This is a genomic window from Rhizobium sp. BK289 (genome assembly GCF_014193575.1).
Lineage (GTDB): Bacteria > Pseudomonadota > Alphaproteobacteria > Rhizobiales > Rhizobiaceae > Rhizobium > Rhizobium tropici_C.
On record NZ_JACHZO010000018.1, the window covers coordinates 67,304 to 89,174 of the forward strand.

Annotated in this window: 23 protein-coding genes and 2 pseudogenes; 10 read left to right on the plus strand and 15 right to left on the minus strand. The window is 56.2% G+C overall.

Translation table 11 applies throughout. The features are described from left to right. Positions 1-28: 28 nt before the first annotated feature. From FHT84_RS27020 to FHT84_RS27030, 3 genes are all read left to right on the plus strand, one after another. Positions 29-379: a transposase gene (locus FHT84_RS27020; protein WP_234904071.1), complete on the plus strand. Its 351-nt coding sequence runs from the start codon at positions 29-31 to the stop codon at positions 377-379. After that, a complete protein-coding gene (gene tnpB, locus FHT84_RS27025; RefSeq protein ID WP_011053349.1) occupies positions 376-720 on the plus strand; it encodes an IS66 family insertion sequence element accessory protein TnpB in 345 nt (114 codons plus the stop codon). Before FHT84_RS27020 ends, tnpB (FHT84_RS27025) begins: the two co-directional genes overlap by 4 nt. 73 nt (positions 721-793) lie before the next feature. Then, positions 794-2,386 (plus strand): IS66 family transposase, encoded by a 1,593-nt coding sequence (locus FHT84_RS27030; protein ID WP_169646181.1) that lies wholly within the window; start codon positions 794-796, stop codon positions 2,384-2,386. 618 nt (positions 2,387-3,004) lie between these two features. Here the strand turns inward: FHT84_RS27030 and FHT84_RS27035 are convergent. Both FHT84_RS27035 and FHT84_RS27040 read right to left on the minus strand, forming a co-directional pair. Next, positions 3,005-3,664 (minus strand): hypothetical protein, encoded by a 660-nt coding sequence (locus FHT84_RS27035; RefSeq protein WP_112342986.1) that lies wholly within the window; start codon positions 3,662-3,664, stop codon positions 3,005-3,007. 331 nt (positions 3,665-3,995) lie between these two features. Next, positions 3,996-4,337: pseudogene (locus FHT84_RS27040) on the minus strand (transposase); the annotation flags it as partial. Between the two features lie 47 nt (positions 4,338-4,384). On the opposite strand from FHT84_RS27040, the gene FHT84_RS27045 reads away from it, so the two are divergent. Further along, positions 4,385-4,786: a transposase gene (locus FHT84_RS27045; RefSeq protein WP_245430389.1), complete on the plus strand. Its 402-nt coding sequence runs from the start codon at positions 4,385-4,387 to the stop codon at positions 4,784-4,786. A gap of 305 nt (positions 4,787-5,091) precedes the next feature. Here FHT84_RS27045 and FHT84_RS27050 read toward each other — a convergent pair whose 3' ends face one another. From FHT84_RS27050 to FHT84_RS27060, 3 genes are read right to left on the minus strand one after another with little or no spacing between them, the layout of a single operon-like run. After that, the gene (locus FHT84_RS27050) at positions 5,092-6,681 is read right to left on the minus strand and encodes an IS66 family transposase (RefSeq protein ID WP_183765087.1); all 1,590 of its coding nucleotides are present in this window, start codon (positions 6,679-6,681) and stop codon (positions 5,092-5,094) included. Between the two features lie 53 nt (positions 6,682-6,734). Next, positions 6,735-7,088 (minus strand): IS66 family insertion sequence element accessory protein TnpB, encoded by a 354-nt coding sequence (tnpB, locus tag FHT84_RS27055; protein WP_016557443.1) that lies wholly within the window; start codon positions 7,086-7,088, stop codon positions 6,735-6,737. Then, positions 7,069-7,491, minus strand: a complete 423-nt coding sequence (locus tag FHT84_RS27060) for a transposase (RefSeq protein ID WP_112342989.1) — start codon at positions 7,489-7,491, stop codon at positions 7,069-7,071. The genes tnpB (FHT84_RS27055) and FHT84_RS27060 overlap by 20 nt, the downstream gene beginning before the upstream one ends. 77 nt (positions 7,492-7,568) lie before the next feature. Between FHT84_RS27060 and FHT84_RS27065 the strand changes: the two genes are divergently transcribed. Then, positions 7,569-9,014 (plus strand): IS1182 family transposase, encoded by a 1,446-nt coding sequence (locus tag FHT84_RS27065; protein ID WP_183765084.1) that lies wholly within the window; start codon positions 7,569-7,571, stop codon positions 9,012-9,014. A gap of 316 nt (positions 9,015-9,330) precedes the next feature. Here FHT84_RS27065 and FHT84_RS27070 read toward each other — a convergent pair whose 3' ends face one another. From FHT84_RS27070 to FHT84_RS27085, 4 genes are all read right to left on the minus strand, one after another. Next, the gene (locus FHT84_RS27070; RefSeq protein WP_112342991.1) at positions 9,331-9,765 is read right to left on the minus strand and encodes a response regulator; all 435 of its coding nucleotides are present in this window, start codon (positions 9,763-9,765) and stop codon (positions 9,331-9,333) included. Between the two features lie 14 nt (positions 9,766-9,779). Beyond that, positions 9,780-10,886, minus strand: coding sequence for a PAS domain-containing protein (locus tag FHT84_RS27075; protein WP_113250165.1), 1,107 nt, complete (start codon positions 10,884-10,886; stop codon positions 9,780-9,782). A gap of 337 nt (positions 10,887-11,223) precedes the next feature. Next, positions 11,224-11,874, minus strand: a complete 651-nt coding sequence (locus FHT84_RS27080; protein WP_112342993.1) for a ChrR family anti-sigma-E factor — start codon at positions 11,872-11,874, stop codon at positions 11,224-11,226. Beyond that, positions 11,871-12,524: a sigma-70 family RNA polymerase sigma factor gene (locus FHT84_RS27085; RefSeq protein ID WP_112342994.1), complete on the minus strand. Its 654-nt coding sequence runs from the start codon at positions 12,522-12,524 to the stop codon at positions 11,871-11,873. Before FHT84_RS27085 ends, FHT84_RS27080 begins: the two co-directional genes overlap by 4 nt. Positions 12,525-12,659: 135 nt before the next feature. Between FHT84_RS27085 and FHT84_RS27090 the strand changes: the two genes are divergently transcribed. Further along, positions 12,660-13,157, plus strand: a complete 498-nt coding sequence (locus tag FHT84_RS27090; protein ID WP_245430390.1) for a TspO/MBR family protein — start codon at positions 12,660-12,662, stop codon at positions 13,155-13,157. Positions 13,158-13,196: 39 nt separating this feature from the next. Here the strand turns inward: FHT84_RS27090 and FHT84_RS27095 are convergent, their stop codons facing one another. Genes FHT84_RS27095 through FHT84_RS27115 form a run of 5 tightly spaced genes read right to left on the minus strand, consistent with a single transcriptional unit; the run spans position 13,197 to position 17,468 of the window. Next, positions 13,197-13,616: a DUF2177 family protein gene (locus tag FHT84_RS27095; protein WP_162736995.1), complete on the minus strand. Its 420-nt coding sequence runs from the start codon at positions 13,614-13,616 to the stop codon at positions 13,197-13,199. 32 nt (positions 13,617-13,648) lie between these two features. After that, entirely contained in the window at positions 13,649-14,020 is a 372-nt protein-coding gene (locus FHT84_RS27100; protein WP_112342996.1) for a DUF2147 domain-containing protein, read from the minus strand. Between the two features lie 28 nt (positions 14,021-14,048). Beyond that, complete coding sequence (locus tag FHT84_RS27105) at positions 14,049-15,281, minus strand: cyclopropane-fatty-acyl-phospholipid synthase family protein (protein WP_112342997.1); 1,233 nt, start codon at positions 15,279-15,281, stop codon at positions 14,049-14,051. Then, the gene (locus FHT84_RS27110; protein ID WP_112342998.1) at positions 15,268-16,101 is read right to left on the minus strand and encodes a DUF1365 family protein; all 834 of its coding nucleotides are present in this window, start codon (positions 16,099-16,101) and stop codon (positions 15,268-15,270) included. The genes FHT84_RS27105 and FHT84_RS27110 overlap by 14 nt, the downstream gene beginning before the upstream one ends. Further along, positions 16,098-17,468 carry an NAD(P)/FAD-dependent oxidoreductase gene (locus FHT84_RS27115; RefSeq protein ID WP_183765081.1) on the minus strand — a complete coding sequence of 457 codons (1,371 nt, stop codon included), beginning with the start codon at positions 17,466-17,468 and terminating at the stop codon, positions 16,098-16,100. Before FHT84_RS27115 ends, FHT84_RS27110 begins: the two co-directional genes overlap by 4 nt. Before the next feature lie 170 nt (positions 17,469-17,638). Here FHT84_RS27115 and FHT84_RS27120 point away from each other — a divergent pair, with 170 nt between their 5' ends. The 4 genes and pseudogenes from FHT84_RS27120 to FHT84_RS31565 all read left to right on the plus strand — a co-directional run. Continuing rightward, the gene (locus FHT84_RS27120; protein ID WP_112343000.1) at positions 17,639-18,439 is read left to right on the plus strand and encodes a DUF1295 domain-containing protein; all 801 of its coding nucleotides are present in this window, start codon (positions 17,639-17,641) and stop codon (positions 18,437-18,439) included. A 3-nt stretch (positions 18,440-18,442) separates the two neighbouring features. Beyond that, complete coding sequence (locus tag FHT84_RS27125) at positions 18,443-19,471, plus strand: cyclopropane-fatty-acyl-phospholipid synthase family protein (protein ID WP_112343001.1); 1,029 nt, start codon at positions 18,443-18,445, stop codon at positions 19,469-19,471. Then, on the plus strand, positions 19,468-19,998 hold the full coding sequence (locus FHT84_RS27130; RefSeq protein WP_112343002.1) for a hypothetical protein: 531 nt from the start codon (positions 19,468-19,470) through the stop codon (positions 19,996-19,998). Before FHT84_RS27125 ends, FHT84_RS27130 begins: the two co-directional genes overlap by 4 nt. 290 nt (positions 19,999-20,288) lie before the next feature. Further along, positions 20,289-20,408 (plus strand): annotated as a pseudogene (locus FHT84_RS31565) (AraC family transcriptional regulator); the annotation flags it as partial. Positions 20,409-20,422: 14 nt separating this feature from the next. Here the strand turns inward: FHT84_RS31565 and FHT84_RS27135 are convergent. Then, a complete protein-coding gene (locus FHT84_RS27135; RefSeq protein ID WP_183765078.1) occupies positions 20,423-21,838 on the minus strand; it encodes a PLP-dependent aminotransferase family protein in 1,416 nt (471 codons plus the stop codon). Positions 21,839-21,871 lie beyond the last annotated feature (33 nt).

The following is a 21,871-nucleotide window of genomic DNA, read 5'->3' on the forward strand; positions in this document are numbered from 1 at the left end:
GCCAGCGGCTAGCCTTGGATTGATGCGGATGATTGAGGCTGTGCCCGATCGTCTTGACGGCGCGCCGCGACAGTTGCGGCGGTTTTGGTCTGACGAGTTCAAGGCGACTGCGGTCGAGCAAGCCTGTCAGCCGGGTGTGAACGTCTCGGCGGTCGCACGGCAAATCGGGATACTGCCGTCTCAGCTGTATCGCTGGCGCAGAGAACTGTTGGGCAGTGATGAGCCTGGGCAAGCAGCGGAGACAGAGTATCCGCAGGGCGTTGTATCCGGCCCCGACCCCATCGTGGAAATCATCATTGGGGATGTTATCGTGCGGGCAGGCGGGCATGTCGACGAGGCTCATCTGCAGCGCGTTATCCGAGCGGTTCGTTCGGCATGATCCCCGCGGGTGTAAAGGTGTTCCTCGCCAGCCATCCCATCGACTTCCGCAAAGGACCGGACAGCTTGCTGTCGCTGGTGCGCGACGCCGGCAGTGATCCGTTTAACGGCTCGCTTTATGTCTTCCGGGCGAAGCGGGCAGACCGGGTCAAGATCGTCTGGTGGGATGGATCAGGGGTCTGCCTTTACTCCAAGCGACTGGAGAAGGCGCAGTTCTGCTGGCCGCGGATCGGGCACAACCGGGTGCAGCTCAATCATGCCCAGCTCATGGCGCTCGTTGACGGCATGGACTGGAAGCGGGTTCGCTCTGTGGCAGTGAAGCCGCCGGAGATTGTTGGGTAAAGGCCTGCGGCGAAGTGAATCAACCGCCTGAAAGGGCAGGAAAACCGGAGCAGAATGTGCTCTGGTAGGCCTCATGACGCCGCCCGATCTCCAGCTCCCGGATGATGTAGAGACGCTGAAAGCCATGGTCCTTGCCATGGCCGACAAGGCGGCGCGGGCCGATGCTCTCGAGAGCGAGGTTGCAGATCTCAAGGAACGAAACGCCGATGCCGATGAGCGCATCGAACGACTGACGCAGATCCTGAAAGCCTTCGATCGTGCCCGCTTTGGCCGGCGATCGGAAAAGCTCGGGCCTTCAGGCATGGATGATGAGCAGCAGGCTTTTGTCTTCGAGGAGATCGAGACCGGTATCGCTGCGATCCGAGCCCAGGTCAACAAGGGCGCAACCCATCCCGACAGCAAACGTCCGCCGCGGCCACGCAAAGGCTTCGCGCCCCACCTGGAGCGGGTCGAAGTGGTAATCGAACCGGCTGAACTACCCGAACATGCCGGCAAGCAGAAGGTGCTGATCGGAGAAGACGTCTCTGAGCGGCTGGACGTCATGCCGGCGAAGTTCCGGGTCATCGTCACCCGCCGGCCAAAGTATGCCTTCAAAAACGAAGACGGTGTCATCCAGGCATCTGCGCCCGCGCACATCATCGAGGGCGGCATTCCAACGGAAGCGCTTCTGGCCCAGATCGCGGTATCCAAGTATGCCGACGGCCTTCCGCTCTATCGGCAGGAGGCGATCTATGCCCGCGACAAGGTCGAACTCGATCGCAAGCTGATGGCCCAATGGATGGGCAAGCTCGGCTTCGAACTCGACATCCTGGCCGATTATATCCTTGCCGAGATTAAAAAAGCTGAGCGGATCTTTGCTGACGAGACGACGTTGCCAACGCTCGCGCCGGGATCCGGATCAGCAAAGACGGCTTGGTTATGGGCCTATGCCAGGGATGACAGACCCTTTGGCGGCAGTGGTCCGCCGATGGTCGCCTATCGCTTCGAAGATAGCCGCGCTGGCGATCGTGTCGCCCGGCATCTGAGTGGCTATCGCGGTATTCTTCAAGTTGACGGGTATGGTGCCTACAACAAGCTCGCTCGATCTGACGGCGGCAATGACGGTATGGTATTGGCCGGCTGCTGGTCCCACAGCAGGCGCAAGTTCTACGAGCTCCACGCCTCGGAAAGCTCAAAGATCGCCACCGAGACGGTGGAGCTGATGGCAAAGCTCTGGCAGGTCGAAGAAACAGCCCGAGGGCAAAGCCCTGACGCCCGTGTCGACGCGCGTCAGCAGACATCCGCCGCTGTCGTTACCGAGCTCTTCGACCTTTGGCAGAAGACCCTGCCGCGGGTCTCTGGCAAATCGAAGCTCGCCGAGGCGATCCGCTATGCCACCTCGCGTCGCGTCATCTTCGAACGCTTCCTGACCGATGGCCGCATCGAGCTCGACTCCAACATCGTCGAGCGCGCGATCAGGCCCCAGACAATTACGAGAAAGAACAGCCTATTCGCCGGTAGCGACGGCGGTGGCACGACCTGGGCGACAATCGCCACGCTCCTGCAGACGGCCAGGATGAACAACGTCGATCCGCAAGCCTGGCTTACCCAGACACTCGAGCGCATAGCCAACGGGTGGCCCAGCAGCGAAATACACTCGCTCATGCCGTGGAACTACACGCCCTGAACGGCCTCGCCTTGGCGCTTACATCGAATAGATCGTGGATGGAGATAAAGCGCTGCAGTTGTTGCCGCGACTTGAAGCTTCATGATCCGCTCACGTCGTTGGATTCGAGCAATGACGCACTGGAAAGCAGTGACCGGGCTGCAGCTTGATCTCAATGGCGAGCCCTTCGCCTGAATCCAGTCAAACAAAGTGACATTGCCCACCCGAGCAGCTAATCGCATTTGGTAGGGCTTAGACAATTGCAAGCTGCCCCTCAGTGTTGGCTTAGAAGGCTTGATTGCCGGCATAGAGGCAGGCTTGAGCGGTGCTGTGGACTTGTTCCTTACCGCTTATCAGCTCGCTGATTGGGCATACCTCAAGAGTTTTGCACTAAGTCCTGCACCTTGATCCGATTGCACGTTTTTTGGTGGGAAAATCCGGTGCGTACTGGCGCATGATATTAAGCTATGCCCGCGTATCGACCGACGCCAATGACCTCGCCATTCACAACGACCAGCTTACGGCCACAAGCTGCGAACGCATTTTTGATGATAACGTGAGCGGACCAAGACCAACCGGCAGCAGCTTAAGAAGCTTGGCACCAATTTGTCATGAAGCTTGACCTAAATTGCGGATCTTTTAGCCAAGCACGCTATCGAGGCTACCGCGGAGATTGTGTGGGAGCTTAGCGAACACTTTGACAAGGATCAACTCATGATAAGCTTTCGTAAGCATCGCTCTTTCGGTCGGATTGCACCGTGCTAAATCTTTCTCGGCCTTCTTCAATACCTGGAAGAGCTCTCGAGCATCGTTTTGACGAAAATTGATCGGTGAAAGCGCCAATTTTCTTGCGTATGGTTGGCCGGTCAAATTCTCGAAATAGCGCCTGATCTCCAGCTCTTGAACTTGAAAAAGTAACCATGAGCTGTATGGCTTAATCGCGATGCGCGTGCCCTCGAGAGCGCCAACAATGGCAGCATGGTCGGCGGGTATGTGCAAACGATCCTGCATCTGTGCGCTATCAACTTCGACTTCCCCGGCAAGCACGAACAATATGTTTACTTGCGGAACATCATATTCCGCTATCCCAATCAGCCCGGCCGAACGTTCCGCGCTTATGATAGTGGCTGATTGCAGCGATTGCATGCGGATTTTGAAGCTATTGTATTCGCTGCCGGCTGTTGGAACCGACCATTGCCAGCCTGAGACGAACATGTTGAGCTTTCGGCAAGCCGCATCGTGCGAATACGCCTCAAAAAAGTTGACGCGGTGATCGACTGTCTTTCCTCCCGTTGCCATCACTCACCCTGTCACCATTGGAACTTCTCCGGCTAGTACGATGCTCAACAGCTTTTGGATGTTTAGTCCCAGCATTTTCTGGAACGGATTGGGCGCGAAGCGTTCTGGCTGTAAATCCCATGCTTTGCTAGGGGGTGCGGATAAAGGGCTTGCCCAGCAGACGGAAGTCGCCATAAGCTGCGCCGCGCTCAATAGGATGCTGGGATGCGCACGCCCGAAATCCGTCCCGCCCAAGCTCGCTATCGCATAGTCGCAGCATCAAAGACGGAATTCCGGTCTTTCAACGACCCGCGCACCAAAGCCTCAGCCCATCGAATACCGAAAAAGTCGCGAATGCGCGTGTTCTTAGCCGGCGGCCGATGATGGATTTGTAGCGACCGATCGCGGTCTCGACGAATGAGCGTTTGCCGTAACCGGTGGCGACCTGCCACTTCATCCGGCCATCGGCGTTGATCGTTGCGATATGTTGGTTTCGTTGATTGGTGGGATCGTCATGCTGACGTTCCACCGCATTGGCGCGCGGCGGGAGGACCACCGCAGCATCGGCGCTGTGCCTGGCGACGTCGACGTAGGTCGGCTCACCGTCACAGGCGCCATCGGCCGTGACGCGCCGGATCGGCATGTCAATCTGGTCGAGCAGCGGCTCCCCCTGCGAGGCATCGCCGGCATCCCGGGCCCTCAAGCGAGCATCAGCGTCCACATATCGCGCGGGCGCGTGAGTTGTGGATCGGACGACGCCGGCGCTTCTTCAACAAGGCATTCGCGCGCCTCATCTTTATCGATGAGACATCGATCAATACGAACCTGTCCAAGCGCTCAGGATGGTCGCAAAAAGGCCGACGCTACCGCACACATGCGCCCTTCGGCTCGTGGAAATCCCAAACCTTCATCGCCGGTTTGAGATCGCGTGGCGTGATTGCGCCTTGGATTGTCAATGCACCGATGAACCGGAGCATCTCCGAGACTTGGGTCGAAACACAACTTTCGCCGACCCTGTCTGCGGGAGACGTCGTCATTCTCAACAATGTCGGCTTTCACAAAAGCGAACAGGCCGAAGACCTCGTCGAAGCCCGCGGCGCTTGGCTCCTTTTCCTGCCACCCTTTTCGCCCGATCTCAATTGAAATGGCCTTCTCCAAATTAAAGACGCTCTTGCGGACGCGGGCCGCACGAAGCTTCGACACCATTGCTCAGGCCCTCGGCGATATCCGCAAGCTTTTCTCCGTCACAGAATGTCGAAACTATTTCAGGGCTGCAGGATATGAGGCCGATTAAATGCGACACGCTTAAGCAAATTTCTCAGAGCTATCGGTTCGGGCCGATTTCATAATCAAGAGCCATTTGTCGAAGAATCGTAAGCGCGATTTTCGCTGCACGTTGACGCCGACCCGTTGATTGGCATCGGATCAACGTTTGGAACCGTATAGTGTCAGGCGGCTTCGGTTCTGGCGAAGTTGAACGGCAGCAGGTCGACGATGTCTGCCCTTTCGTCCCGCTGGGGCAACTCAGTGAGCACGTGGCGCAGCCAGGCAAGCGGGTCGACGCCACAGGCGCGGCAAGTGAGCATCAGACTGTAGATCACTGCGCTGGCCTTGGCTCCGTCGGCGGTGTCGCTGAACAGCCACGATTTTCTTCCGGTGGCAAAAACTCTGATTTCGCGTTCCAGAATGTTGTTATCGATCGGCATCCTACCGTCGCTGGTATAGCGTGTCAGGTAATCCCATTGGTTCAGGGCGTAGGAGACGGCGTCGCCGAGCTTGGTATCCGGCACGACCTTCGGCGCGATGGCGTCGAGCCACGCCTTTAGGGCGTTCAGGACAGGCAAGCTGTGCTGTTGGCGGAAACGGCGAATGCAATCAGCCGTCGTCTCACCGGCATCTAGGGTTTTGTCTCTTGCCTGCTTTTCGATCCGGTATAGCTGCTCGAAGAACCGGAGCGCCTGTTCCGGCGGGCCGCCTCCATTCTTTCTGGTCTTGAGTGCCTCAACGAAACGCCGCCGGGAATGAGCCATGCATCCGACATGGGTGGCACCATGCAATGTGCGCCAGGCTGTGTAGCCATCGCTCACCAATATGCCGCGGTAGTCACCAAGAAAGGTCTGTGGGTGTATCTGGCCACGGCCCGGCTGATAATCGAGAAGCGCGATCGGCTCTTCACTGTCCTCGCCACTGCGGTATGCCCACATGTAAGATGTGCTGGTAGCTTCCTTGTTCGTTTCCTTCAAGACCTGAACCGTCGTCTCATCGCCATGTATGAGAGGCTGCGATCGCAGCCGCAGCTTCAGAGCGTCATAGATGCGATGCAGATGCTTCTCGCTCGAGCCGATTACCCAGTGAGCAAGAGCGCCACGGCTGATCGGAACGCCGGCCCGCTCGAATGTCTGAGCCACGCGGTAGAGTGGGGTGCCATCGACGTATTTGTGGACGAGCGCGAAGGCTAGCGTCGAAGCGGTAGCGATGCTGCCCGGCAGGGGCTGCGTCGGCATCGGTGCGATCACGACGGGTGTGTTGATCCCGGTGCGGTCGCAATGGCGGCAGGCATATTTGAACCGGACGTTCTGCAGAACCTTTGCCTTGACTTCGATATGAAGCTGCTCGGTAACGGCCTCGCCCATGCGATGCATTTGACTATCGCAGCACGGACAAGTTTTTTGATCGTCGGGAAGGTCATACTCGACACGCTCGCGTGGCAGGTCTTCCGGCAGAGGTCTGCGTCCCCGCTTTTTTCCCACGACGCTCGCGACCGCCGGCAGGCCCGTGTCCGGGAGATCGACAACGTCATCACCGTCGCCGCTGTCATCTTCGTCGGCAGCCTCTTCGGCTTCGTTGAAGAGGCGATCAACGTGCTTTTCGCTGCGGGGTGCAAAGCGATGCAGCTTTCCAAGCGCCAGCTCCTCCTCAAGCTTGACGACCCGCTGCGAGAGCGCTTCCTTCTCGGCTTTGAGCGCAGCGATTTCGGCAGCATTGGCTGCCAATTGCGCCATCAGTTCTGCAATGCTCGGTTCGCCGGTGCGAGTCATCAGATTCTTGAATCTGAACCGCCCCTTCGCGTCAACAGTTCAATTCGCCACCGTCAACCGGCGATCTGATATTGCCGCACCGGATGACGGATCATCGCATCGATATCAATGCCGTCGAGAATCCAGTGAAGCTGTTCTGTCGTCAGCACAACGACCGGCACTTCGCGGCGGGGCCATCTGAACTTGTCTTCGGTCAACCGCTTCAAGACCATCACAAAACCGGATCGGTCAAAGAACAATAGCTTCATCCGGTCACGACGGCGATTGCAAAAGGCAAAAACCGCAGGAGCAAAGGGATCCAGCGCCATCGTCTCCTGGACCAGGACAGCAAGGCTGTTGATGCCGGCCCGAAAGTCGATCGGCTCGCGATGCAGGTAAACCTTGAGATCAGCGCCAAGTCTGAACATGACCCGGCGCTCCGATGATTGCCGTCAATGCATCTACGTCACTGCATTCCAACGTCAGCTTCACCCCGTTCGGCAGTGACGCGCTCACCTTCGCTGGAGAGGGCAGCGGCCGGTTCCTCTCTGCTTTCCGAGGCAGCTCTTCAAACTCGTCGCTGGCCGCGGTGATTTGCACCGGAATAAAAGACGATGTCGAAGACGGCGGCGACGCAAGCGGCTGGGTGTGCTTGCGTATCCATTTCCAAACGAGGTTCGCGTTGACCCCGTGGTCGCGCGCGAGTTTCGATACCGATGCGCCAGGTTCAAGGCAGGCCATAATAAGGCGGTCTTTCGAACTTTGATCGAAACGGCGTCTCCCATTCCGACCGACCAGCCGCACGGCAAGTTTTTGACCTTCTTCCATCATTTGGTGTCCACCAAAATCAGACTGTGCCAAAACGCGATGGGATTCCAACGGCAAGCGAACCGTAGTATGTTGTTTACATGGCACATTTACCTGGCTCAGATCGCTCTCAGCTGCTGCTTCTCCCCGAAGCGGTCGATGATTATGTCGGATCGGACAATCCGGTTCGGCTGATAGAGGCTTTTGTCGATAGCATTGATCTTGTCGCCGCTGGGTTTTCCCGCGTAATGGCAAAAGAGACGGGCCGACCGGGATACGATCCAGCTGATCTGCTTAAACTTTATCTCTACGGATATTTAAATCGGGTACGTTCGAGTCGAAAGCTCGAGGCGGAAACCCGCCGTAATATAGAGGTGATCTGGCTGCTGCGCCATCTGAAGCCTGACTATCGGACAATCGCATCCTTTCGCCGCGTGAATTGCGCAGCCTTCAAGCCAATTTTCCGCGAGTTTGCCTTCGTCTGTCGCCGCCTCGATCTGTTCGGTAGGGAAATGCTTGCCGTGGATGGTACGCGCATTAAGGCGGTCAATAACAGGCATCGCAACTTCACCCGCACGCAGCTGTTGGATCTGGTGCGTCGCGCCGACGAAAAACTCTCCGACTACGTCAAAGCGCTTGATGACGGTGATGCTGACGAGGAGAAAGCGGCCAGCAGTATCAGCTCGAATGGTAGAAGCAGTGATACGGAGAAGAAAATTGCGGCGCTCAGGACGAAGCGACAGAGGTTCAGCAGTTTGCTTGCCGACCTGGACCGGACAGGCGAGGATCAGATATCGCTGACAGACCCTGATAGCAGGGCTATGCCGAATATGATGAAAGTTGGAGTTGGGTACAACGTTCAGCTGGCAGTTGACGTGAAGCATAAGCTGATTGCTGAGGAAGAAGTCAGCAACAATGTTCTCGATATCGGCTTGCTGGCGCCTACCGCTGAGTCGGCCATGCAGCTACTCGGTGTCGACCAGATCGAGGCAGTTGCCGATCGTGGCTACTACAAGATCGAAGACATAGAAGCTTGCGAAAAGGCTGGCATCACCGCCTATGTGCCGAGACCAATCCGTGGATCGACAATAGACAATGGGTTTTTCTCGAAGGGGAAATTCACATACCAGCCAGAGATAAACGCTTATATCTGCCCAAACGGCGCTGTCATGTCTCCTCGGCGGAGTGGTAAAAAACGAGGCCTTGCAAGAACCTATTTTGCAAACCCTATCGGCTGCCAATCATGTGCCATCAAAAGCAGATGCACGCCAGCTGCCTTTCGACAGATCATGCGCCTGGAGAATGAAGCTATTCTTGATCGCATGGCGGAGAGGCTGAGCCAACGTCCAAATATTATGAGTCAACGAAGGGAAAGCGTCGAGCATCCGTTTGGGACTATTAAGCAATGGATGAACCAAGGCGCGTTCCTGATGCGTGGGCTGAACCACGTCCAAGGAGAATTTAGCCTAACCGCACTTGCCTATAACATCAAAAGGGCCATCACCCTCGTTGGTGTTCCGGAGCTGATCGGCACAATGAAGGCATAATTGGCAAATCTGCGCTCCGAGCGCCAGAAAAGTAGTAAAAGGGACTACATTTTGGCCGCATACCAAGCCATGGCGTGAATGCGAGAAACTTGCGAGAATTCCTCGTCGGCCCAAGACGAGTCCGCGTAACACCTGATCCTTCGACGTTTTAGGACGGTCTGATTTTGGTGGACACCTCATGCCAAAGCTCACTCAATTGCAGAAGGTGCGGCGAAAATCGCGCTTACGAAGAATCCAGCCTGACTACCGGTCAAGGACGGGCAGCCGAAACCGTTTGGGGACTCTCCACATCCATTTGAGTATCCAAGACCTCAACTCACTGCACACTCTTGCTGGGATTGATCTGGAGAGTGTCTTCAGCAAGCACGAGGCTTGCTGGCGGCGATCTGTCCTCATCACCAGCAATGACGGCGGATAGATATTCGAGAGCGTTGGAAATTCCGTTCATTGTGTAAGGCTTCTCGATAGCGCCAATTGCGCCCGCGAAGTCCGGCGGCAGCTTTTTGATATTGCCGCTAACGAAAACGTACGGGATGCTCCTTTCAGCCAGCGCTCGCCCAAAATCGATTCCCCTCGGACCGTCCTGCAACTGGATGTCCACAAATGCAAATTCCGGTGGAGACGTTTCCAAAAGTTCCAGTGCTTGAGCGCCACTTGCCGCCTGTCCGACAACCGTATGACCGGCAGCCTCGATCTCCCATTGGAGCTCCATCGCAAGCAACATTTCGTCTTCAACGATCATGACTTTCAAGGCAGTATTTCCTTCTAGCTTTCGACCCGTAAAGTGAGGTCCACGGTTGTGTGCCACCCCTCGCGCTTTCGATCTATCGTGGCACCAACTTGCAGCGCCGATCTGTCAAGAATCAGCCGGCCCAATTCTGAGCTCACCTCATCAGGAGACACGGGTTCTGATATATCCTCCACCCTAATAAGAAGGCGGTCGTTGAAACGCTTGACGACAACATGAATGTCGCCTCCGCTTTCCCTGATCCCACGGCGGAGGGCATCACCGACCAACTCGTTCACGATAAGTGCAAGCGGCGACGCCTTCGCCGCTGGAACAGAAGCCGTCGAAATATCGAGCGTCAGTCGTATATCATCACGCTTTATAGCTCCGAGCAGATCCAAAACGAGCTCATACGCGAAATCAGCCAGATCAAAGCGAGTGACGTCGTTGGTTGTAAAAAGCCTACGCTGGACAGTGCTTATTGCTTCGATTCGGTTGAGCACGGACATCAAGGCATTTTGCTGGCCATGGTCCTTCGTCAACCTTAATTGCATCTTGACGATCGAAGCCATGGTCAGAAGATTGTTTCTGACACGATGATCAACTTCGTGAATCAACACGGTCTTTGCCGCAAGTGCTGCGCGCAAATCGTTTGTGCGATCCCTGACCTCTTCTTCGGCCTGATGACGGGCTGATGCCAGATCCGCTTCCCTGCTTTTGATGTTCGTAAAGTCGAGTTGCGAAGCGAAGAAATAAATAATCCGACCTCGGCGGTCCCAAACGGGGCTGATGAACAATGCATTCCAAAACGAGCTGCCATCCTTCTTATAGTTCAAAATGTCGACGGAGACGCCGCGTCCGCCGGCAAGTGCATCGCGGACGGCAGCGACAGTCTCCCGACTCGTCCCTGGACCTTGCAAAATTCGACAATTGCGCCCGATCAATTCGTCGTTCGAATAGCCCGTTAACCGTTCGAAGGCTCCGTTGCAAAAGATGATCGGATTGTCAGGTTGATTGGGGTCAGTAATAATCATCGGCATACGCGTTGCCTTGAATGCCGCGGCGAAAGGGTCTTCGCTCGAGTGGGCCGCTACAAGCCGTTCACCCGCTTGCCTCGCCTCTTGTTGATCCTGATCTCGGTCCATAATACTCGATCCCTTGCTTAGAGGAGCGAAATTGGGGATAGCCGATTAATTTTAACAGGATTGGCCTTTCGAATGATCGAACAAATCCTCCGATACGTCACTTCGATATATGACTATCTCTAAGATTAATTCTTAGCTCCTATCTAAGACCAAGCTTACATCCGATTCTTTATTCTTTCAAAGCGTCCCTGTATTGACCTTTCGATCAGAATTATTCCGTCTCGACCCAAATACTATCGGCGCTGCCCTCCGTTGAACTCCATAACCGAAATGACTGGAACGAATTATTGTTCCGAACAAACGATTTGACGCCTCCTGAGCACTCGGTCAAACACAATCAGATGCCAGCGAAAGGCCCGAGCAACCTTCCAAGAAACCCCTTAAAGCGGACATGTCCTTCGATAGCGGCCAGGGATATGCACTCACCGTCGCTGCCGATCACTGGGCTATGATCCGTCTCATCATCACCCTCGACGAAGTCACCCGGCTCGTAACGATTATTGCCATCCAAAAACGATCCTTTCAGAACCTGCGTCACCTCAAGATCCGTATGCCCGTGCGCCGGCATGTGCTTATTCGCTTTTACCTTCAGCAGGATCACCTTCGCTTCTGGCGCATGAGGAACGCGAATACGGCTAAGCCTGACTCCCGGCCCTACGGGACGCCAGGGACCAACTTCACAACCAGCTAATGGGCTCGGAAGAATGATGCCGTCGACGGAAGCCTGTGAGCGACGCGGCGCGATATGTCTGGGATTCCCGTCTTGACCCAAACGCGCAAGCGTTTGTTCAAGAGCCCGAGGAGAAAGCGCCTGTGGTTCCGTCCGGATCAGCATCTCCCCGCCAACGGCCTCGAATGTCGCTACACGCCTCTGACAGAAAGGGCAGCCACTCAAATGAGCGGCAACGACGAGTGAAGGACCGGCCGGCAACGTGCCTGCAGCAAAACGCAGGAGTGTCTGATCGCTGGGATGATGCTTGTTCGTCATAATGTTTCTTCCAGCATATCCCTGAGTTTTCCAAGCGCACGCCTGATACGAGACTTCACAGTGCCGAGAGGCAGTTCCAATTCCCTGGCAATTTCAGAGTGAGGACAATCACGGAAAAAGGACAATCTGATGATCTCTTCCTGCTCGGAACTCAGCGCTTGAAGCGCGGCACGAACCTTTTCTTCATCCGCCCTGATAAACAAAATCTCCTCAGGCGTGGGTTCAGCGGCCTGCATGACCTCAGTTCCGTCACCAGACGGCTGATTTGACGACTTTGATTTCCGCTGAAAATCAATCCGCAAGTTGCGGGCTATCGCGAAAATCCATGTCATCGCACTGGCGCGCGCCGGATCGAAATAAGTGGCCTTGCGCCAGACCATAAGCATCGCCTCCTGGGCGATTTCTTCGGCAATTTCAGCCGTCGAGCCCGAGCGCATCATGAACGCCTTGATCCTGGGCGCTGCAAAATTGAAGAGCTCGGCAAAGGCCTGACGATCCTGACGGGTTGCTATCGCCAGAACAAGTTGATTGACCGCTTCGCGCGTCAATGGATCGTGCTCGTGCAAAGTTGTCACCGCCCGTCTCCTTTCGAAGGAGATGATGCTGTTCTGTTTGCCACGGCTATCGATAGGCGGTGCTGAAACATTCATGCGCTTTCTACGATGGGCAATGCCGCTTGGATCCCATGATCCGATCCAGAAAAATCCACGTATCAGATTTGAAGAGCAGGAACAAAGGCTTCGGTTTGGCAAACGCCGTGCAGGAAGCGGGCGAGAAGAGAGATCATGATGCCGCGAAAAACAGTGAACCAAAAGCTTTTGGCGAAGGCCGGCCTCGCGGTGATCCCGGTCATCTTAACCCTTGTCCTCGGACAGTGGGCGACCTTGCCGAACATTGAGGGTTGGTATGCAGGCCTTGCCAAGCCCGCTTTCAATCCACCGAATTGGATCTTTGGACCGGTCTGGACCTTCCTTTATGCATCTATGTCCTTTGCAGTCTGGCGCATATGGATACTTCCAGGTGATCAACCGCAAAAGTCGGCGGCGCTCATTTGCTTTTATCTGCAACTGGCGCTCAATGCCGCATGGTCATGGGCGTTCTTTGGGCTCCATAGCCCGCTGCTTGGGCTTATCAACATCGTTCCGCAATGGATTTTAATCCTCCTCACAATCCTCAAGTTTCGCCTTGTCGACCGAATTGCTGCTCATAGCCTTGCGCCTCTCGCTGTTTGGGTTGCCTTCGCGATAGCGCTCAATTTCGAAATCTGGCAGCTAAATCGCTGAATGTGCAAGCTGTCGCCAATAACGCCGCACATCTGACCCTCAGCCATGTGTAAGAGATCCGAAGAGGCGCGCCGTTATCGATTGCCCACAACCGGCGGCAATGCCTGAGAGGATCGTACCCCAACATAGATCGGCCAGGGTCAGAACAGTCGACCAGTTCTTGAGTGTCGCCTGATTGGTCAAATCATAGGTAGCATAAGCCGTAAAGCCGAGCATCGCCCCGCACACTATCGCAGTCTGGATCGATTCTCCGATCAGCCCCGGGCGAACAGCGAGAAACGTAAGTCCAAGCGCATAAATCAGGTAGAACGCAATGGCAGGCGCGAGCCGGAAGTCAGCTGCAAGCATGTCTGCCATTACAGGCCGGTAAAGACGATCGATCATGCTGCTCAACCAGATAAAATCGATAGCGACGAACATGACCAATGTGACAACATAGGCGACGACATAAGTTTTCACCACATTCTCCATAGCGGCCTTCCTTCGGTCGATCAGCGGATGCGTGTCCAATCGACACCCCTGCAAATCAGGCCGGCAATAACACAGCCCCTCGTGGACATTCGATCACCATCCACTTTCACGGTGATCCTGTAGCTCAAATCACGTTGGGGATCGAAAGCCTCACCGGAATAGACGCCATCTTCACTCGGCTTGATCGTCATCACCAGCTTGTCACCGGCTTTTTCGCTTGGCGTTCCCGGCTTGATCCAAGTATTGGTCGCACAAATGTCCGATCCGCAGGGGGCAACTCTCACTTTGGCATTGCCATCTGCCCGAGCCCATAGGCCCTCGATTCCGGCAGCTTGCGCATTAGTTGCAAGTGCTGCGGCCAGATGAACAACCGCTCCAATCATCACTCTCATGCCTGGATCTCCTTCTAACCGCCGACCTTCATGCGTGCTCAAGTGTATAAAGTCCGACGTCGATGCTCCCCTCCTCAAAGCCGGCTTCGCAATAACAAAGGTAGTAGTGCCAAAGACGACGGAACCGCTCATCAAAGCCGAGGGCGGCAATGGCAGGCCAGCGCGCATGAAAACGAGTGCGCCACTCAAGAAGCGTCCGAGCATAGGATTTGCCGAAATGCTCTCTTGCGGCGAGCCTGAAGCCCGCCTTTTCAACAGCCGCCTCCAATGCGGGATCGGAGGGCAGAAAGCCGCCGGGAAAAACATACTTCTGGATGAAATCGGAACCGCGCCGATATGCATCAAAACGCTTTTCATCAATTGAGATCACCTGCAGCACAGCCTTGCCACCTGGTCTCAAGCAACGTTTCAACGTCGAGAAATAGTCTGGCCAATAGGCCTCGCCGACTGCCTCGAACATTTCGATCGAAACGATCCGATCGAACTGGCCATTAAGATCACGGTAATCTTGCAGGCGCAGGTCCACCAGCTCTGTCACACCGGCATTTGCGGCCGTCTGCCTTGCCCAGGCAAGCTGTGAGGGTGACAAAGTGATACCGGTCACCTTGGCATTGGCACGGGCCGCCATGAATACGCAAAGAGCACCCCAGCCGCAGCCGATCTCCAAAACACTCTGGCTAGGATGGAGTGCAAGATTTTTGATAACTTGCTCAAGCTTTTTTTGCTGGGCGGCTTCGAGAGTATATGTTGGATCGTCAAAAATTCCCGAGGAATACAGCATCGTGGGGTCGAGCCATTGGCTGTAGAAATCGTTGCCGAGATCGTAATGTGCCTCGATATTGCGACGGCTGCCATGCTTCGTATTGGCGTTGAGAAAATGTTTTGCCCTATTGAAGAGCCGCATCGTCGCGCTGCCTTCAATAGCCGGCGCTAACGCTTCGATGTTTTTGGCAGCAAAGCGGATGACTGCGGTCAAATCGGGCGTCGTCCAGTCCTCATTGATGTAACTCTCCGCAAAGCCGATATCTCCCGCAAGGATCAAGCGAGGCAACAGGCGCCAACGCCGCATGTTGATGATAGCCTCCGGCCCTGGTTCAGCGCCGTATTTTTCGACAACCTGCCCTGATGGCAACGAAATCTTCACGTGACCGTAGCGAACGTCGCACAACAAACTCATGAGAAGACGGCTGACAAGACCAAACCTCTCGGTGCTATCGGACGCACGCATCGAAGCGCCGGAGAATTCGTCAAAATGGCTCATGAACTTCAACCTTGGAATTGCGTGTTTTCCCGTCAGCGGGAAATGGGCGAACGAACGAAACAGGGCTTTCAGGAGGAAGGGGGCGTATCCGCAAGCCGATACCTTTCAACCAGATCTTAAGCGCTTCCCAATGGATACCTCCGACAACACGAAGTGTGAGGAAAGGGATCGCAAAAAATGCCCGTAGCAACGCGCGATCCGTAAGCTCGCAACGGCGTGCCAGATGCCTGGCTGTCAGTACCGGCCCATCACAATCGAAAGTCTCGATTCGGATGGAAAGAACATCGGTTGGGGGCAAGACGCGAAACTGGTATCGTAGATCCATGTCCATAAAGGGCGAGACGTAGAAGGCCTTGTCGCATTGCTGAATAATTTGCGATCCGTCGTTCGCCTCGACCGGGATCATGTAGCCATGCCGCTCACCGAACGTATTGTCCACTTCCCAGAGGATGGCTTTGAGCGACGCATCCTTCGAGTAACAGAAGAACACACTGAGTGGATTGAAAGCCCAACCGAACAGTCGGGGCATGGTCAGCAACCGCACTGGACCGCCATCCGGCTCGATGCCGACGCTACGCATACTCCTCTCGACCTGTTTCTTCAGATCGTCCCCTGACCGGTCGCCTCGATCCCTGCGATAGAAGGAGAAAAGGTTGAAACGGTCGATGGAAAGAAGGCGGAGCCGCCGATCGATCCGGTCAAGCTCATCGAGATCGAGCAGCAGAGAATAGATCCTGTAGCTCAGCTTGTGCTGCTTCGGCCTTACACGAGCATGCGTGACCAGGCCGGAAAAGAGTGCAGATTGAAGGTCCGCACTCATGCGGTAACCTCCACGTCCAACGGCAGCTCGGCGAAGCGATCAATTGGCTTGCGCACGATCCGGGAACTTTCCTGCGGCACCTGCCAGGGTCGCCGCAAGCCGCCGAGATCCTCGGCAACCGCAAGGCCCGCCTGAATGCCGTCCTCGTGAAAACCCGCGCCGAAATGCGCGCCGCAGAACCAGGTATTGCGGACACCTTGAAGCGACCAGACTTCCTTCTGTGCGCGATCGGTCAAGAGATCGAAAACGGGATGTTCATATGTCTCACGGCAGATGACGGTTTCCTCCTTCGGCGCCCGTCGCGGATTAAGCGTGACGAAGGTCGACGGTGCCGCTCCCAACGGCTGCAGTTTGTTCATCCAATAGGTGATGGAAGGCTGAATTGGCCCATCCCGCGTATCGGCCACATAGTTCCAACTGGACCAGGCCGCCCGCCGTTTTGGCATCAACGCCACATCGCCATGCAGGACCGCCTCGTTCCGCGAATAGCGGAAGGCGCCCAAAATACGTCTTTCCTCGGTGCTTGCGTCCACAAGCATTCGAAGCGCCTGGTCAGCATGGGTTGCTATCACCACATCGTCGAAGAGGTGATGGCCGCCGGTGCCGTCCTCAAGCTCTACGCGATGTGATCCGCGCCTTATCGACTTTACTGGCGTCGACAACCGGATGCGGTCGAAAAAGCTGCTGGTCATGCGGGCAACATATTCGCGGCTGCCCCCCCTTACAGTGCGCCACACAGGGCGGCCCCATAATTCCAACAGCCTGTGATTACTGCAGAATTTCACGAAATTTGCTGCCGGATAAGCACCGACCTGCATCGCAGGCGTAGACCAGATCGCCGCAGCCATCGGATAGAGATGGTCATCGCGGAAGGCGCAGCTGTAGCCGTTGCGCGAGAGATACTCATCGAGCGAAATGCCGTCCATGTCGGGCAAGTCCCGCGGCGCATTACGGTAGAAGCGCACCAGATCGCGCATCATTGACCAGAAGCGAGGGCTGACGACGTTTGATTTCTGCGCCAAGAGACCGAGCCCTGTACCGCCGGAATATTCATACGTGCCATCGTTGATCGAAACGGCAAAGGACATATTGGAGGTAGCCGTTGGCACATCGAGCGCGCGGAACAAAGCCGTCAGATTGGGATATGTAACCTCGTTGTAGACAATGAAGCCGGTATCGACGGATACAGGACCCGCGGCGCTTTCGAATTTTACCGTATTGCTGTGGCCGCCGAGCCGATCGCTTGCTTCGAAGACGGTCACATCATGGCGCGTTGAGAGCAGCCAAGCTGCCGAAAGTCCCGAAATACCGCTGCCTATGACCGCAATGTTCAGGCGGCGGCCGCCGTTTCGATCGTAGTGACCCATAAAATCCCTCGTCTCCCGCAATAAGCTCTTGGCTTTCGAAACAGATACGGAGGGCGGCGGCGGCTGGTTTCGTAAAAGTTGAGATTTTTTTCGAGCGCTATGAAACCGGTCCCAGAGATCGTCCGTAAATAAGGCGTAACCTCATAGCAGCGCATCAATGCGAGCAACGGATGGATTGGCTTCTTCTGATGATCATCGCAGGCGGCATATCGCTGGCCATGACCGGTGCCTGGATCGCGCAGCGTGTGACCGGCAAGAGCGGCTGGATCGATACCATTTGGTCTGCAGCTGTCGGCTTGGGCGGCATCCCCGCCGCCGTCTCAGCACAAGGTCCGTTCGCTCGCCGGATGACGATAATCCTGGTCGTGACAGCCTGGGCGCTGCGGCTCGCCTGGCATATTGGAGCACGCACCAAAGGCGGTGGCGAAGATCCACGCTATGCCAAACTGATGAAGGACTGGGGCGCCAGTGCCGGCTCGCGCCTCTTTATCTTTCTGCAGGTTCAGGCGCTTGCGGCTTTCGTCCTCGTATTCGCAATCTATCTCGCGGCGATCAATGACAAGGCCTATCCAGCAGTAACGGATTGGCTTGCCGTGTTACTTGCCGCCGCGGCTCTCGCCGGCGAGACAATTTCGGACGCACAGCTCGCCCGATTTCGTCGAAGGCCGGAAGCCAGGAGTGAGGTCTGCGAGTCGGGGCTGTGGCGTTATTCCCGCCATCCCAACTATTTTTTCGAATGGCTGTTCTGGTGCTGCCTTCCGCTATTCGCCGTCACAAGCTCGGCTACGAGTTTTTTATCGTTGCTCGCACCGGCGTTGATGTATTGGCTGTTGGTGCATGTATCCGGAATTCCCCCGTTGGAAGAGCATATGCTTCGCTCGCGCGGCGATAAATTTCGCGCGCTGCGGAAGCGTGTGAACGCCTTCTTCCCAGGCCCACGCAAATCTGAATTCGTTTCCCAGGGAGAATAGCCGATGAATATGCTGGCATTTGCGATCAGCGCTGCAGAGCGCGCGCCACTTACAGACAGTATGACGCTGGCTGGGATAGATTATCTGTGCGCTCGCACCAAACACCGTCTATCGACGACTTCGCAAGATGCTGAAAATATGTTTGTCGAGGCAATGGGCAATTTTCCGATAGCGACGCACACTAATGAGGCCAATCGCCAGCATTATGAAGTCCCGGCGGAGTTCTTCAGCCTGACCCTCGGGCCTCAACGAAAATACTCTTGCTGCCTTTATACGAACCCCCATACGACGCTGGCGGAAGCCGAGGCCTATGCACTTGCCGAAACTGTAGAGCATGCCGAAATCAAGGATGGAAACAGTATCCTGGAACTGGGTTGCGGCTGGGGTTCACTGTCGCTCTATCTTGCACAGCAATTTCCCAATTCGCGAATTACATCGGTTTCAAACTCCGCCTCACAACGCGAATACATTCTCGCCATGGCGCACAAGCACGGTCTCGGCAATCTGACCGTCATCACGGCAGATATGAACGGCTTTACGACCGAGGAACGCTTTGATCGTGTGATCTCAGTCGAGATGTTCGAGCATATGTCCAACTGGCGCACCTTGCTGGAGCGTGTCCGCGGATGGCTCAATCCGCACGGCAAGCTCTTCCTCCATGTCTTCACCCACAAGGACCGCTCCTATCGCTTCAACCACCAGGATCCGGCCGACTGGATTGCCCGTCATTTCTTTACCGGCGGCATCATGCCGGCACATGATCTGCCCCATCGCTTTGCCGACCTGTTTTCAGTCGAACTGGAATGGCGCTGGTCTGGGACGCATTACCGACGAACGGCGCTCAACTGGCTCGCCAACTTCGACCGCGAGATGGATCGCATCCAGCCGATCTTCGCTAAAGTCTATGGCAGGGACAGCACGCTCTGGCAGCGCCGCTGGCGGCTATTTTTTCTGGCCACCGCAGGCCTGTTCGGTCATGATAAGGGTCATGTCTGGGGAGTAGGTCACTATCTTCTGAGGCCGGCGGGATGAGGCAGCCCGCGCTGGATCCAAGGACTGGGGCAACGGTTAGCATCACCTGGGTTATCATAGCCAATAAACCCTTCTATCCATTTTATGTCTGGTGGCTGGTTGGCGATGGCGTAGCAACGTCAGCTATAACGCTCGCCGCGATTCCCTTATTTTTGGCGATCCCATTGATAGCTAGAAAATCGTCGTTCAGTGCCCGGTTGGCGCTGCCAATGATCGGCACGGTCGACACAGTATGCGAATCCATCCTTTTTGGAAGAGCGTCTGCTACGCTCCTATTTCTTGCCCCCTGCATGGCGCTGACACTGGTTTCGTTCCAACCCGATGAGAAATGGTGGCAGCGGGGCCTTGTTTGCTTCATGTTTGTCTGCTTTGCGATATGCTGGTGGAGGCTCGAGGAGCCGGTCTTTCCGTGGGCCAGCGATCAGATCGCAATACTATCGAGCATCAACGTTTTTGCGGTGGCCAGCCTGATGACGCTTATCGGCATACGCTATGCCGGAACATCGCCCGAAAACACGTCTTCCTAACCGAGTTGAGCTTAGGCGTAGCGATAGGGAATTCTTCAACAATCGCCACATTCGACGCTCTTGATGGGAATCGAACCTAAAACCACCCCCGAAGTTCGACTAACCCACTCGTTTGTTTTGTATTTCTGGAAAATTGTGATTAAGCGCGGAACTTTGACCCCTTTCGGCGCGGAAGAATGACCCCAGTTGTTGCAGACTAACATACTGAGTGACTTTGTTTTTCTTTAGAACGCCTGGGGTTACCGTTCGACGCCTATAGTGGGGTCAAAGACCGCGCCGAAACACATCAGCTGAAGACGGTGGCCTACGACTGCGGATTTGGCACGGCCGACAGGATGCGGGCCGTCTTCACGCAACGGCTCGCGGTCACTCCAGCTCAGTATCGCGCAAGCTTTCGGAAGACGCGGTGATTGGGTGGCCACACCTAAAGCCGCGACCGTTCGGCCAGCTCCAGAAGCCGGCGGCAAGCCTCGCGGAGATTTCTCTGGGGAGCACTCGCGACGCCCAGAAGCAGCCCCGGCTGAGCGCTTGCTGACGACGCGAACCACGTCGAAAGCGGTGCTGGAAACAGACCGAATGGGAGAGCCTCGCTGACCACGGCGACGTCCGAAATGTCGTCCCGCAGCTTGAGCAGGACCGCGAGACCCGGTGTCGAAACATCAACGACGCAATCGGAGCTTGGAAGGGCAGCAAGCACGGCCTGCTGTCGCGAGGCATAGAGACGCTTCATGCGGCGTATGTGCCTCAGATAGTGGCCCTCCCTGATGAACTCTGCGACAGCCATCTGCACTGCGGGACCAGGCGCCGGCATGAGACAGGCGGCCGTCTCCGCGAACAACGGCACCAGTGCAGGGGGTACGATGACGAAGCCGAGCCTGAGCGCCGGGCTAATGGTCTTGCTGAAAGAGCCGATATGGATGACACGCCCTGCTCGATCCAGCGAGGCAAGAGCGGGGGCTGCCCTGCCTGTCAGCTGCAGTTCGCTCAGGTAGTCGTCTTCCACAATCCATGCACCATTCGCCGCTGCCCAGTCGAGCAGAAGCAGACGGCGTCCCAGGGACAAGGTATGGCCCAGAGGTGCCTGCTGTCCCGGCGTGACAACCGCGAGCTTCGCGCCGGAGCATGAGCGCATACCGTGTTCCACGTCGATGCCCTGCGCATCGACCGGGATCGGTGCGACTGAGAGACCGGCCAGTTCGACGCCTCTTCTCGACCAGGGAAAGCTAGGTTCCTCCAGCCAAGCGGGATGTCCGGCCAGCTTTAGGGCGCCGAGTGCAAGCCCCAGACCTGCAGCATATCCATTGGTCACTATCACCTGGTCCGGCGAACAGTTCATGCCACGGGCTATGGCCAGAAAGGAGGCGATCTCGCGTCTCAGCTCTAGCTCCCCACGCGGATCCGGGTAGAGCAGCGGCGCGCTCGCACCGGCTCGCACGGCCTGGCCATACAGACGGGCAAACAATGTTGCGGGAAAGACGTCGGTCGCAGGAACGCCCATTTGGAAGAACGCGGGTCCCTGCGTCATTTCCAGATACATTTGCATGAACGCACCTGGATCTACCCGCGTCTGCATATCCGCAACGGCACCTGGCCGCTGCGCCACGCGGGTGCCCGCCGCCCTTGAAGCCTCGATCAGCTGCGCTGCAGCAAGCCTGTCATAGGCGGCCCGGACGGTTCCGCGCGCGACGCCGAGCTCGGCCGAAAGATCCTGCCAGGAAGGCAAGCGCGCTCCCTGTTCCAGGACGCCGTCCTCGATCGCCTTCCTGATTCCGGAGTGAATCTGTTCCGAGAGCGATGTCGATGCGGAGCGGTCGATGGAAAGGCTAAGCTTGGTCCCCATGGGTTCATGGTACACTGTTTCTGCATGTTCTTG